12 protein-coding genes are annotated in these 12,425 nt (G+C 71.3%); 8 read left to right on the plus strand and 4 right to left on the minus strand.

Translation table 11 applies throughout. The annotated features are described in order from the left end of the window. Positions 1–50: 50 nt before the first annotated feature. On the minus strand, positions 51–533 hold the full coding sequence (locus tag ACFV9T_RS06980) for an SLATT domain-containing protein (protein ID WP_385437226.1): 483 nt from the start codon (positions 531–533) through the stop codon (positions 51–53). An 80-nt stretch (positions 534–613) separates the two neighbouring features. After that, positions 614–1,858, minus strand: a complete 1,245-nt coding sequence (locus ACFV9T_RS06985; RefSeq protein WP_385437227.1) for an MFS transporter — start codon at positions 1,856–1,858, stop codon at positions 614–616. A gap of 126 nt (positions 1,859–1,984) precedes the next feature. Between ACFV9T_RS06985 and ACFV9T_RS06990 the strand changes: the two genes are divergently transcribed. Next, on the plus strand, positions 1,985–2,551 hold the full coding sequence (locus ACFV9T_RS06990) for a TetR family transcriptional regulator (protein ID WP_385437228.1): 567 nt from the start codon (positions 1,985–1,987) through the stop codon (positions 2,549–2,551). 52 nt (positions 2,552–2,603) lie between these two features. Here ACFV9T_RS06990 and ACFV9T_RS06995 read toward each other — a convergent pair whose 3' ends face one another. Next, complete coding sequence (locus ACFV9T_RS06995) at positions 2,604–3,509, minus strand: dioxygenase (protein ID WP_385437230.1); 906 nt, start codon at positions 3,507–3,509, stop codon at positions 2,604–2,606. A 135-nt stretch (positions 3,510–3,644) separates the two neighbouring features. Between ACFV9T_RS06995 and ACFV9T_RS07000 the strand changes: the two genes are divergently transcribed. Together ACFV9T_RS07000 and ACFV9T_RS07005 are read left to right on the plus strand one after the other, a co-directional pair. Then, the gene (locus tag ACFV9T_RS07000; protein ID WP_385437232.1) at positions 3,645–4,091 is read left to right on the plus strand and encodes a nuclear transport factor 2 family protein; all 447 of its coding nucleotides are present in this window, start codon (positions 3,645–3,647) and stop codon (positions 4,089–4,091) included. Between the two features lie 157 nt (positions 4,092–4,248). Next, positions 4,249–6,708: an MFS transporter gene (locus tag ACFV9T_RS07005; RefSeq protein WP_385437233.1), complete on the plus strand. Its 2,460-nt coding sequence runs from the start codon at positions 4,249–4,251 to the stop codon at positions 6,706–6,708. A 30-nt stretch (positions 6,709–6,738) separates the two neighbouring features. Here ACFV9T_RS07005 and ACFV9T_RS07010 read toward each other — a convergent pair whose 3' ends face one another. After that, on the minus strand, positions 6,739–7,761 hold the full coding sequence (locus ACFV9T_RS07010) for an Lrp/AsnC family transcriptional regulator (RefSeq protein ID WP_385437234.1): 1,023 nt from the start codon (positions 7,759–7,761) through the stop codon (positions 6,739–6,741). 106 nt (positions 7,762–7,867) lie between these two features. Here ACFV9T_RS07010 and ACFV9T_RS07015 point away from each other — a divergent pair, with 106 nt between their 5' ends. From ACFV9T_RS07015 to ACFV9T_RS07035, 5 genes are all read left to right on the plus strand, one after another. Then, the gene (locus ACFV9T_RS07015; protein ID WP_385437236.1) at positions 7,868–8,506 is read left to right on the plus strand and encodes a response regulator transcription factor; all 639 of its coding nucleotides are present in this window, start codon (positions 7,868–7,870) and stop codon (positions 8,504–8,506) included. 25 nt (positions 8,507–8,531) lie between these two features. Then, positions 8,532–9,983: an ATP-binding protein gene (locus tag ACFV9T_RS07020; RefSeq protein ID WP_385437237.1), complete on the plus strand. Its 1,452-nt coding sequence runs from the start codon at positions 8,532–8,534 to the stop codon at positions 9,981–9,983. Positions 9,984–10,098: 115 nt separating this feature from the next. Further along, positions 10,099–11,247, plus strand: a complete 1,149-nt coding sequence (locus tag ACFV9T_RS07025) for an acyl-CoA dehydrogenase family protein (protein WP_385437238.1) — start codon at positions 10,099–10,101, stop codon at positions 11,245–11,247. Between the two features lie 36 nt (positions 11,248–11,283). Further along, the gene (locus ACFV9T_RS07030; protein ID WP_385437239.1) at positions 11,284–11,652 is read left to right on the plus strand and encodes a hypothetical protein; all 369 of its coding nucleotides are present in this window, start codon (positions 11,284–11,286) and stop codon (positions 11,650–11,652) included. Further along, on the plus strand, positions 11,649–12,401 hold the full coding sequence (locus tag ACFV9T_RS07035; protein ID WP_385437240.1) for an SDR family NAD(P)-dependent oxidoreductase: 753 nt from the start codon (positions 11,649–11,651) through the stop codon (positions 12,399–12,401). Before ACFV9T_RS07030 ends, ACFV9T_RS07035 begins: the two co-directional genes overlap by 4 nt. Positions 12,402–12,425 lie beyond the last annotated feature (24 nt).

Consider the following 12,425-nt stretch of genomic DNA (forward strand, 5'->3'; position numbering starts at 1 on the left):
CATGCCCAGCGGGCCCACCTTCCATGGCTGAGGGGCCCTTGGCCGGGCCTCTAGGCCTGGGGCGACGGTGCGGGTTCGCGGCGGTGCTCCAGCCAGGTGCGGCTGAGGTCATCCCAGATCGTCTGGTAGCGGCCGAAGATCTCGGTCAGCTGATCGAATGTGAGGTCGTCGGCGGATGTCGACGCCAGGAGGTATTCGAGGTCGTCGGCAAGCCGCTGGAAGCGATACTGCGCTTCCTCCATCAGCACCCACCGGGAGCGCCAGTTGAAGAACGGTTCGACGGCTCCCAGCAATGTCACCAGTGCCACACAGGCCAGGGCCAGACCAGCCCACGCGTTGAGATTCTGCAGGCCCAGGATGACGGTGGACGCGGCGGACAGGGCGAGTGTCGCCACCTTGGTGGCGGAGGCGCTTCGGCCGAACCGCTTCTTCTTGCCGCGGGCGTAGTCGTTGCCCTGACGAATCTTGTCCAGCAGGAAGGCGGCCGCCTCCCTCGGGCTGGGACCGACACCTGGTCCACCGTCCGGCTGCACTCCGCCCCCAAAGCTCCGTCGCCACCTTGCAGTTCGCCCCCGGCAGGCGCTGCCCTGGCGCCGCCTACGATAGCCCCCTGCTACGGAAGGTGATCAAGGCGGTCACTCGTGGCGTGACCGATGCAGCAGGTCAGCGCGGGGCCGGTGGGGTACGTGGCGAGCGCCACCGCCACGGCGAACGCTATGAGCGCGCACACGCCCGCCCAGCCGAGGTGGGTGTACGCGCGGGTGCCGAGCCACGAGCCCGCGCTCGCGCCGAGGAACGAGCAGGTCATGTAACCCGTGTTGAGACGGCTACGGGCCTCGGGACGCAGGGCGAAGACACGGGCCTGGTTGGCCACCTGCCCGCACTGCACCGCCACATCGATCAGCAGCAGCCCGGCGCCTAGCGCCACGAGCCCGGCGGCGCCGCCCAGGGAGCCGCCGGTCAGAACGGCCGCCGCGGCGAGCGCGCCCCCGATGCACCACAGGTTGACGCGGTCGGCGCCGTACCGGTCGACCCAGCGCCCGGCCGTGGGAGCGAAGAACATGCTGCCCGCACCGACCAGGGCCAGCACCCCCACGGCCTGCGTGCCCATCCCGTACCGCGAACCCGTGATCAGCAGGGCGACCGCCGTCCAGGCCGCGCTGAAGCCTCCGAAGACGGTGACCTGGAAGAACACGGACCGGCGTAGCTCCTTCTCCGTACGCAGCATGCGCAGGGTGTCGGCGAGCAGCGTCGGATAGCGGTCCCGGGTGGCCGGGGCGGTCGTGGGCAGGACGAGGCCGAGCGCGACGGCGAGCAGCCCGGTGAGCGCGGCGGCGATCAGGTACGGGGCGCGCCACCCCAGGTGTTCGCCCAGCACGCCGCCGAAGGCGCGGGCCAGCAGGATGCCGCCGATGAGCCCGGCCTGCAGCGTGCCGATCACGCTCCCGCGCCGCTCGGGCTCGACCAGCCCGGCCGCCATGGGCAGGAGGACCTGCGGGACCACGGTGGCCAGCCCCACCAGCGTGCCCGCGGCGAGCAGCAGGCCGGTGGCCGGCGCGAGCCCGGCGGCCAGCAGGGCCAGGCTGGTCACGGTGAGCAACACGGTGACCAGGGGACGGCGCGGCAGACGGTCCCCGAGCGGGACGAAGAAAAAGATCCCGGCGGCATAGCCGAGCTGGGTCACCGTCGCGAGGGTCGCGGCCGTGGCCGGGGAGACGCCGAGACTCTGGGCGATGAGCGGGGTGATGGCCTGCGGGAAGTAGACGTTGGCCACGGTGATGCCGCAGGCCAGCGCCATGAGGAGAGGCAGTCGGCGCCCCAGGCCCGCCGTGGCGGGCGGTGAGGTGTGCGGGGACATGACGTACGGACTCCTGTCGGTCTTCGTGGCGGGCAACTGAGAACGAACCAGTTGGTTCGGAATGCCGCCCAGGGTCGCACGGCGTACCACCGCGGTCAAACGAACCGGTTCGTTACCCTGAGACACATGGCATACGACTCGACGGCCACCAAAGAACGCATCCTCACGGCCGCGGCCACGGAGTTCGCCGCGCATGGCGTCGCCGGTGCCCGGGTGGACCGTATCGCCGCCCAGGCCAAGGCCAACAAGCGCGCGATCTACGACTACTTCGGCGACAAGAACAAGCTCTTCGCCATCGTCCTGGAACGCGTACTGGCCGACCTCGCCGAGGCCGTACCGCCGAGCGACGACCTGCCCGGCTACGCCGAGCGCCTCTTCGACTATCACCGCGCTCACCCCGAGGCCCTGCGCCTGGTGATGTGGGAGGCCCTGGAGATCGGCGACCAGCCCGTCCCGGCGGAAGAGGCCCGCACCCGCCACTACCAGGACAAGGTCGATGCTGCCGCGTCCGACGGCCGGGGCGACGACGCGCGCGCCCGGGTGTTCTTCACGCTCGCCCTGACCGGCTGGAGCATCGCCATGCCCCAGCTGCGCCGCATGCTCCTCGGCGCCGATTACCCGCTCGACGACCTCCGCGCGGATGTCTCCCGGGCCGTGGCGGCCCTGCCGCCCGCTGGCAGCGCGGGGGATTGACGCGTCCGGGAGAGATCCCGCCGCCGTGCGCGCCGCGATCCGTGCGTGGCGGTCATGCCCGCTGCGGGGCGAGCCGGATGTCGAACCGCACCCGGGACCAGCTCCGCCCCGACAGGTCGCGCCCGTCGGGAGTCGGCGTGCCGACCGGCTGCCGTTCGAAGCGCTTGATGAGGGATTCCTTGACGCCGAACACGGCGTCGGAGCCCAGCAGGTCGTCGCCTTCGACGAAGATGTGGGTGACGAGGGTGCGCAGGCCGGGCGCGGTGGCCTTGAAGTGCAGATGGGACGCGCGCAGGGGCGAGCGCGCGGTCTTGTCCAGCAGCTCTCCCACGGGTCCGTCGTGGGGGATGGGGTACGGGGTCGGGGTGAGCCCCCAGAACGCGTAACCGCCCTGGTCGTCGGTGTGCAGATGGGCCCGGCCCGCCAGCTGGTCGCCGTCGCGCTGCACATCGTAGAGGCCGTCTTCGTCGGCTTCCCACACATCGAGGCGCGCACCGGACACGGGGTTGCCCTCGGTGTCGGTGACGGTCCCCTCGACCCAGCAGGGCTCTCCCGGGGCGCCCGCGGCCATGTCGCCGCCCAGGGCGATCTCGGGGGAGCCCTCGACGAAGAACGGGCCGACCACGGTGGCCTCGGTGGCGCCCGCGGTGGCCTCGTGGTTGACGTTGATGGTCTGCGTCGAGGCGCCGAGGACGTCGGACAGCAGCACGAACTCCTGGCGGCGGTCGGTGGTGCGGTGTCCGGTGGCGGTGAGGAAGTCGATGGCCTGCTGCCACTCGGCCTCGGTGAGGCGGACCTCGCGGATGAAGGCGTGCAGATGGCCCACCAGGCCCTGCATGACTTCCCTGAGCCGGGCGTCCGGCGTGTTCTCGAACGAGGCGAGCACCGTGCGCAGCAGCTCGTCCTCGATCTGACGCTGGCGCTGCCGGTCCGGGTCCGCGGGGGTGGGGGCGGTCATGGTGAGGTCCCTCCTGCGTGGGCGTGGTGGTCCTACCCGGAGGTGCGCCGGGTGTGACGCCCGTCGTGGATGCGGCAACGGCGCATCATACTGAGCGAACTGACGATCCGTATTCCTGAGTACGAGGTGTGAGTCATGACCACAGCCCCAACCGCAACCGCCGCACGCTTCCGCGCCGCCGTCGACAACCGCGACCTGGCCGCCCTGGACGACCTGTTCACCGACGACATCCGCTTCTACAGCCCCGTGAAGTTCACCCCGTTCGAGGGCAAGCCCCTGGTTCTGGGCCTCTTCGGGGTCCTGCTGCGCACCTTCGAGGACTTCCGCTACACCGGCCACCACGACGGCACCGCCGAGACGAGCGCCGACGGCGGTGTCTCCGACTCGGCGGTCCTGCTCTTCCGGGCCGCCGTGGGCGGCAAGCAGATACACGGCATCGACCTGCTGCACTTCGACGACACCGGCCGGATCAAGGAGTTCACGGTCATGGTCCGGCCGCAGTCCGCCGTCCAGGCCCTGGGCGAGGCCGTCCTCGCCGGGCTGGTGGCGGACGGCCTGGTCCCGGCCCCCGCCGAGCGGTGAGGGGGCAGCGCGTCGTCGGAAAACCTCCATAAGCCCGCTCCGGATGTCGGTTTTCCCGGTCCTGGCGGCTGTGGCTGGATCTGGCGGAGGCGGTGGCCGGAAGGTGGCGGCGGTGCCAGTCGAGTGCGGCATCGCCGCGCCGCCAAGGGAGAGGTCCGTGAACGCCACACCCACGATGAACGAGCCGAGAGAACGGCAGGTGGCCACGCTTGTCATGGCGTGCCTCGGGATGTTCGTCGCCTATCTGCCAGTGACCACCGTCTCGGTGAGCCTGCCCGCCATCCAGAACGCCCTGCACGCGTCGACCACCCAGCTGACCTGGGTGCAGTCGGCGTTTCAGCTGCCCATGGCCGCGTTCATCCTCACCGCCGGGGTCTTCGGCGACGTACACGGCCGCAAGAAGGTGTATCTGGCCGGTCTGGTGCTGGCCGCCGCGGGAGGGGCCATCGCGCTGTCGGCCGATTCGGTCGAGGTGCTGTGGGCCGGGCAGGCGTGTGCCGGTCTGGGCGCGGCCGCGCTGCTGCCGTCGACGCTGGCGCTGATCAGCCATGCCGTGCCCGACCCGCGTCAACGCGCCACGTTCGTCGGGCTCTGGGCGGCGTCCCTGATGGCCGCGCTGGCCATCGGCCCCATGCTCGCCGGTGTGATCCTCGACCACACCACCTGGCGCTGGATCTATCTGCCCGCCATCCCGGTGGCGGTCCTCACCCTCCTGGTCGCGGCACCGCTCGTGACCGACTCGCGCGCTCCAGGTGGGCGCAGGCTGGACTGGCCCGGTCAGATCACCGCGGCGGTGACGATCACCGCGCTGGTCTACGGCGTCATCGAGGGCGGTGCCACGTCGTTCTCCGAGGGGCGGGTGCTCGCGGCCCTGTCGCTGGCGGCGCTCAGCGCGGTCGCCTTCGTCCTGGCCGAACGGCGCAGCGCCAGCCCGATGCTGGACCTGTCACTCTTCCGCAGCGCGGCCTTCAGCGCCACGACCCTGATCGCCATGATCACCTTCCTGGGACTGATCGGTTTCTTCTTCGTCCTCAGCCTCTACTTCGGCCTGGTGCAGCGCCTGGACACGCTGCACGCGGGGTACCGGATGCTGGTCGTCACCGTGGTCTGCCTGATCGTGGGTGCGCTGGCGGGACGTCTGATGCACCGGATCCCGCCACGCGTCATGATCACCACCGGTCTGCTGGCCACCGTGGGCGCGCTGCTCTCCTTGACCGCGATCGACGCCGGGACCGGCTTCGGCCCGCTGGCCTGGCGGCTGGCCCTGCTCGGCCTCGGCCTCGGCATGGTGATCACCCCCATGACCGCCACCGCGGTCGCGGCGGTGCCGCACCATCTGGCCGGTATGGCGTCGGCGGGCAACAACGCCTTCCGGCAGGTCGGCGGCGCGCTCGGACCGGCCGTACTGGGCACCCTGCTGACCACCAAGAGCACCGACACCCTGCCCGGCCATCTGCACGACGCGGGGGTCACCGGACCGGTGGTGGACCGGATCACCGACGCCGTGAACGCCGACGGCCTGGGAGCGGCGGCCCGGATGAACCTGGGCGCGGACACCGGCCGGGCCATGGGCGCGCTGGGCGAGGCGTTCCTCGACGGCCTCCAGCTGTGCCTGATGGTGGCCGGGGGCCTGGCCCTCCTCGCCGCGCTCGTCGGGGTCGTACTGCTGCGCACTCCGCCGCGCACGGCGCCTGTCACCGCCGAGCCTTCCGCCGAGTTCGAGCCGGTGTCGGAGGTGGAGCCGGTGTCGGTGTCCATGTCGGAACCGGAGCTGGTCGGTGCTCAGGCCCGGGGGCGGTCGGGCGCGGTCGGCTCGGCGGCGAGCGGTGGCGCATTCGCTCCTGACAGCGGTTCGGGATCCGTCCTGTACGGCCGGATACTCGGGACGGCCGGGGAGGCCGTCGAGGGAGCCACGCTGACGCTGATCTCCCTGGGCGGACGGCAGCTGGGCCGGGCCGTGGCGCGCTCCGGCGGCCACTACCGCCTGGACGCGCCGGGTGCGGGATCGTACGTACTGATCGCGGCGGCGGAGGGCCACCAACCGCAGGCCTCCACCGTGGTGGTGGGCGAGGAGCCGCTGTCCTACGACGCCCTGCTGTCCGTGATCAGCGGGCTGGTCGGCACGGTGGTCACGGCCGGGGACGAGGCGCCCGTGGAGGGCGCCACGGTGGCGGTGATGGACGTACGGGGAGAGGCGCTGGCCGCCGAAACGACCGACGCCGCCGGTGAGTTCGCGTTCGGCGAGCTGCCGGAGGGCGACGTCACGGTGGTGGTGAACGCGGCCGGACACCGGCCCGCCGCACTCCCGGTGCGGGTGTCGGGGGCCCGGCTCGTCCGGCTGAACGTGGCGCTGCGTACGGGCGCCATGCTGCGGGGCACCGTACGGGCGGGCGCCGACCGCGAACCGCTGGGCGACGCGCGCGTCACGCTCGTGGACACGGCGGGCGACGTCATCGGCACGGCGACCACCGGGCCGGACGGTGTCTATGCCTTCACCGACCTGGACGCGGGGGAGTACTCGCTGATCGCCAGCGGTTATCCGCCGGTCGCGGCGCCGCTGGCCGTGGACGGCCCGGGGCTCACGTACGACGTGGAGCTGGCCCACGCGGAGGGCTGAGCCCGGGGGCTGAGCGCACCGGCCCTCCGGTCAGCGCTCCGGTTCGTACGTGAGCTGCTTGACCTGACGCAGGACGAGAGACGACTCGACCGCCTGAACGCCGTCGAGGGCGCCGATCGTCCTGCTCAGGTAGGTGTACAGCTCGTCGGGGCTCCGGAATCCGGCGGCGACGACGATGTTGGCCTGGCCGGTGGCGGCGGACGCGAAGTGCACTTCCGGGTGCGCGGCCAGGCTGCGGCCGACCTCGTCGAGCGCGCGCGGCGCCACCGTGAGCCAGAGCATGGCGCTGACGTCCTGCCCGATCGACTCGCGGTCGTACTGCACGTCGAAGTACAGCACGCCCGTGGAACGCAGCGCTTCCAGCCGCCGCTTGACCGCCGACTCCGACTGCCCGGTGACCTTCTGCAGGTCGGTGAGGGTGGCCCGGCCGTCGCGGCGGAGCAGCGCGAGAAGCGCCTCGTCGGCCGCGTCCAGGGTGACGGGAGTGTCGAACGGCTCCGGAGCGGGCGGCCGCAGAGCGGACTCCTGCTCGGGGGTGAGCGCGTTGGCCTTGTTGAGCCAGCCCGCCGAGCCGCCGAAGAAGGGGTGCAGAAGACACTGGGCGGTCACGCTGACGATCTGCCGGGTGCGTTGCAACCGGCCGAAGAGCAGCTCGTCCCGCTCCTTGCGGCTGCGGGGCTTCATGCCGCAGACGACCTCGGTGCCACCGGAGATCAGGGTCACATGGAGGGTGTCGGAGCGTTTGGCGAGCGCGGCCGCGAGGTTTTCCGCCACGTCCGGCACACAGCGCAGCCGTACGATCCAGGTCTGGCGGCCGAGCCGGTTCTCGTCCGTCATGCCGAGCACCCGCACGTTGACGGTGTTGTGCAGCCGCCGGTACCGCCGCGCCACCGTCTGGTCGGAGACCCCGAGGACATCGGCGATCCGGCTGAACGGCGCGCGCCCGTCGAGCTGCAGCGCCTGCAGCACCTTCAGGTCGAGGGGGTCGAGCGCGGGGACCGCCCCTCCGCGTGCGGAGCCGCCCGAGATCCCGGGGTGGGACCGGTCACGCATCCCTGACCACCCCTCGTCATCCCGTCCGACACTCACGCTCACGCCGCGAGAATACGACACCTAGGTTTACGCTCCTCCCGACCGCCATCTGTCGGGAGGGAGCACCATGCGCACCGGGAACCCACCGCCATCCCTCGTGTACATCGTCGACGACGACGAGGAGCTGAGCGAGTCCCTGGCCTGGCTCCTGGAGTCGGTCGGCATCCGCTCCGAGCGCTTCCAGGACGCCCGGACCTTTCTGCGCTCCTACGACCGGGACCGGCCCGCCTGTCTGATCCTCGATGTGCGCATGCCAGAACTCAGCGGTTTCGACGTCCAGCAGCTGCTGAACGAGACGGGCGCCCCGCTGCCCGTGGTCTTCGTCTCCGCGCACGGCGACATCCGCATGTCGGTGCGCGCCATGCAGAACGGCGCCGTGGACTTCCTGGAGAAGCCGTACGACCCGCAGCACCTGCTCGACGTCGTGCAGGCCGCGCTGCGCACCGCGCGGGAGCGCTTCGAGCGGGACGCGGTCCAGCGCGAACTGCGCGGGAAACTGGACAGCCTGACCTCCCGCGAACGGGAAGTGCTGGAGCTGGCCGTCGACGGCATGCCGAACAAGCAGATCGCGGCGCGGCTCGGCATCAGCGCCAAGACCATCGACGTCCACCGCGCCCGGATCCGGGAGAAGACCGGCGCCCAGAGCATGGCCACGCTCGTGCGTGATGTGCTCAGGCTGGGGCTGCGGCCCGCCGCCGACCGATGAAAGGCGTCCCATGAGCACTGCCGACATGAGCACTGTCGAACCGGCCGACTTCCGGGCGCTGATGCAATCCCTCAAGTACTGCGTCCTGCTGCATGACGCCGACACCTACGAAATCCTCTGGGCGAACCGGGCGGCCTGCGATCTGCTCGGCTGGTCGGTGGACGAGCTGAAGCCGCTCAAGGCGCCGGACATGAGCAGGAACGCCCGCGAGTACAGCCGCGAACTCGGTCTCCGCTGGCTCGGGCGTGCCGTCGAGGACGGGGTCAGCGCCACCGAGTGGTGTTACCGGGCCAAGTCCGGCGAGGAGTTCCTCACCGAGGCCATCGCGATTCGCGTCGACCTGCCGGGGCGGACCGTGGTGATGGTGCAGTTCCGGGACATCGCCGAGGAGATGGCGGTCCGGCGCGATCTGTGCCGCACCGAGAGCAGGCTGCGCACGTTTCTGGGCAGTCTCGCCGAGGGCATCGTCGTCCTCGACGACGCGGGCCGGGTCGTCTTCGCCAGCGAGTCGGCCGTCCGGCAGCTCGGCGAGGGCCTGCGCGGGGCGGACTTCGCCGACTACTGCGTGGATGGGCCCATCCCGGCCGCCGAGGGGCGCTACCGCTTCGCCGCACCCGGTGGCGGGCCCGGTGAAGCACCCGGTGGCGTACCCCGCTGGTACGCGTCGACCTGCCAGCACATCGAGATCGAGAGCGATCTGCGCGGCCGGATGCTCCTCTTCTACGACATCACCGACCGGGTCCGCGCGGAGGAGGAACACCGCCGCGAAACCCAGCACCTCGACCACCTCGCCCGGTACAACGCCATGGGCGACATGGCGATGGCGATCGCCCACGAGGTGAGCCAGCCGCTCGCGGCCGCGTACAACTTCGTCGAGGGAGCGCGCGGCCGCCTCGGCGGCGGAGACGGCGACGCGTCCGTGGCCTGGGGGCTGGACAACGCCGCCCGGCAGATCGAGCGGGCCCGCCGGATCCTGGGCAGTTTGCGGAGCTACGTGGGCAGGCTGGAACAGTCCGAGCGGCTGACCGACCTGGGCGCCATCGTGCGCGACTGCGCGTACTTCATCGAGCTGCGGGCGCGGGAGCACTCGGTGGCCGTGTCGTTCGACCTCACCGACGAGCTGCTGCCGGTGCGCTGTGAGAACGTGCTGATCGGGCAGGTCATCATGAACCTCGCTTTCAACGCTGTTGACGAGATGGCGCGTTGCCCGGTGTCCGAGCGCAGGGTGTGCGTCGCCACGCGTCCGGCGGAGGACGGCGGTGCCGAAGTGTCCGTACGCGACTGGGGGCAGGGCCCGCCGCCCGGCGACCGGGTCTTCGACGGGGTGTTCACGTCCAAGGAGAACGGCAGCGGCATCGGCCTGGCGCTGAGCCACCGCATCATCACCCGCCACGGCGGCCGGATCGACGCCGGTCCGAACCAGCCGCACGGCGCGGTCTTCCGCTTCACGCTGCCGGAGGCCGAGGAGGTCGGGTAGGGGAAATCCCCTACCGGACGCCTCCGAATCCCCCATGGCAGAGGGCCCGTTGCCGGGCGTAGCGTCGTCGCCAGGCGGGGGAGGCAACCGCCGGGCTACGCGAGGAGCATCGTCCATGACGCAGTCGCTGGATTCCCCGGACACGACCACGGACATGACCCACATCGACGAAGTGCTGGCCGTGGTGGCCGAACGGCAGCCGGAATTCGAGGAGAAACGGCATGTCCCACGGGATGTGATCGACGCGTTCAAGAGCGCGGGCATCTACCGGGCGAGCACACCGAAGCGATTCGGTGGTGACGCCCTTCCACCCGCACGATTCCTCTCGCTCATCGAACGGATATCGGCCGTCGACGGCTCGGCGGGCTGGGTCGCCAGTTTCGGCTCGTCCCTCGTCTACCTGGCCGCGCTGCCACTGGAGACCCAGGCCGAGCTGTACGCCGACGGCCCCGATGTGGTCTTCGCCGGGGGACTCTTCCCGGTGCAACCCGCCGAGCGCGTCGAGGGCGGCTACCGGGTCAGCGGCCGGTGGAAGTTCGCCAGCGGCTGCACCGGCGCGGATGTCCTGGGCGTGGGCATCAAGGCCGGTGAGGACACCACCGGCCGACCGCTGACCGCCGTGCTGCGGCCCGGGCAGGTGCGGATCGCCGAGAACTGGGACGTCGTCGGCCTGCGCGGCACCGGCAGCCACGACCTGGTGGTGGACGGCGCGATCGTCCCCGAGGAGTGGACGTTCGTACGCGGTGGCGAACCCACCGTGGACGAGGCGCTGTACCACTATCCGACCGTCCCGTACGCCGCCCAGGTCCTGGCCGTCGTCGGCCTCGGCGTGGCGCGCGCCGCGCTCGACCAGGCCATCGCCGCCGGGGGCCGCGCGGGCTACACCGGCGCCCCGAAGCCCGCCGAACGCGCCACCTACCGCATCGCCGTCGGCCAGGCCGAAGCCCAACTCCGCTCCGCGCGCGCCTTCTTCTACGAGGCCACCGAGGAGACCTGGGACACGGTGCGGGCGGTCGGCCACGCGAGCGCCCGGCAGATCGCACTGCTACGGCTCGCCTCCACCCATCTCGCGAAGGCGTCCTTCGAGGTCGTCCGGGCCGCGTACCAGCTCAGCGGCATCGCCGCCATCGCCGACGGCAGCCCTATGCAGCGCTATCTCCGCGACGCCTCGGTGGTCCCGCAGCACGCCTTCCTCCAGGAGGGCATGTACGACGGCGCGGGGGCCGTGCTCATGGGCGTCCAGCCCTTCCCCGGCTTCCTGTAGAACACCAACTCCACCAGAAACAAAGGAACGTGCCCCATGGCGGATGCCACTCCCGCGCCCCTGCGCGTGCTCTTCTGTATCGGTGTCAACCAGAACTTCTTCGACCTGCCCACCGGCCAGGGAAAGATGGTCTGGGACGGCTTCATGACCATGCTCACCCGGCTGCGCGAGCTGCCCGGGGTGACCGTCCTCGGCACCATGGACGACGACCAGCACATGGTCGGCCCCTCCGGCTCCTGGCCGTGGACCTCGTACGTCCTCGCCGACGTGGCCGACCAGCCCACGGTCGCCGAGGCCTGCAACCTCTTCCGCACCGTCCAGGTCGGCGAGTACGGGCTGTGGCGCTACATGAAGATCGAGGCGCGCGTCGGCCGCCCGCTGCCGGAGCCGGAGGCCACCCGATGACCCCGGCCGCCGGACGTGTCGCCCTCGTCACGGGCGCGGCCCGTGGGCTCGGCGCCTGCATCGCGGGCCGGATGTACGCCGCGGGCTACCGCGTCGCCCTGACCGACCTGGACGAGGCGGCCGCCATCAAGGCCGCGGCGGACCTCGACCCGACCGGGCGGAAGGCCATCGGCCTCGGGCTCGACGTGCGCGACAAGGACGCCTTCGTCCGCGTCCGTGACCAGCTCGTCGAGCGCTGGGACACCGTCCACGTCCTGGTCAACAACGCCGGGCACTCCAAGGTCGAGCCACTGATGGAGATCACCCCCGACAGCTTCGGCTCGGTCATCTCGTCCAACCTCGACGGCACGTTCTTCGGCTGCCAGGTCTTCGGCGCCTACTTCGCCGGGCGCGGCCATGGACGGATCGTCAACATCGCCTCCCTCGCCGGTCAGAACGGCGGCTCGGGCACCGGTGGCCACTACGCGGCCGCCAAGGGCGCGGTGACCACCCTGACCAAGGTCTTCGCCCGCGAACTCGGCCCGCAGGGGGTGACGGTCAACGCGATCGCCCCAGGAGCGCAGGATCTGCCCATCGTGCGCGAGCTGATGCCGCCGGACCAGCTCGCCCGCATCGAGGAGTCGATTCCCGTGGGGCGGCTCGGGCGGCCCGAGTTCATCGCGGACATGGCCGTACTCCTCGCCGCGGAACACGCGGACACGGTCACCGGAGCGTGCTGGGACGCCAACGGCGGCCTGTACATGCGCTGATGGTCCGCAGGAGACGGAGAGGAG

Source organism: Streptomyces sp. NPDC059850 (genome assembly GCF_042731515.1).
GTDB lineage: Bacteria > Actinomycetota > Actinomycetes > Streptomycetales > Streptomycetaceae > Streptomyces.

Bases quoted from the DNA above. Each gene is read 5' to 3' on its own strand.
- ACFV9T_RS07025 (WP_385437238.1), top strand. From the start codon at position 10,099: ATGACGCAGTCGCTGGATTCCCCGGACACGACCACGGACATGACCCAC.
- ACFV9T_RS07035 (WP_385437240.1), top strand. From the start codon at position 11,649: ATGACCCCGGCCGCCGGACGTGTCGCCCTCGTCACGGGCGCGGCCCGT.
- ACFV9T_RS07000 (WP_385437232.1), top strand. From the start codon at position 3,645: ATGACCACAGCCCCAACCGCAACCGCCGCACGCTTCCGCGCCGCCGTC.
- ACFV9T_RS07015 (WP_385437236.1), top strand. From the start codon at position 7,868: ATGCGCACCGGGAACCCACCGCCATCCCTCGTGTACATCGTCGACGAC.
- ACFV9T_RS07010 (WP_385437234.1), bottom strand. From the start codon at position 7,761: ATGCGTGACCGGTCCCACCCCGGGATCTCGGGCGGCTCCGCACGCGGA.
- ACFV9T_RS07020 (WP_385437237.1), top strand. From the start codon at position 8,532: ATGAGCACTGTCGAACCGGCCGACTTCCGGGCGCTGATGCAATCCCTC.
- ACFV9T_RS06990 (WP_385437228.1), top strand. From the start codon at position 1,985: ATGGCATACGACTCGACGGCCACCAAAGAACGCATCCTCACGGCCGCG.
- ACFV9T_RS06985 (WP_385437227.1), bottom strand. From the start codon at position 1,858: ATGTCCCCGCACACCTCACCGCCCGCCACGGCGGGCCTGGGGCGCCGA.
- ACFV9T_RS07030 (WP_385437239.1), top strand. From the start codon at position 11,284: ATGGCGGATGCCACTCCCGCGCCCCTGCGCGTGCTCTTCTGTATCGGT.
- ACFV9T_RS06995 (WP_385437230.1), bottom strand. From the start codon at position 3,509: ATGACCGCCCCCACCCCCGCGGACCCGGACCGGCAGCGCCAGCGTCAG.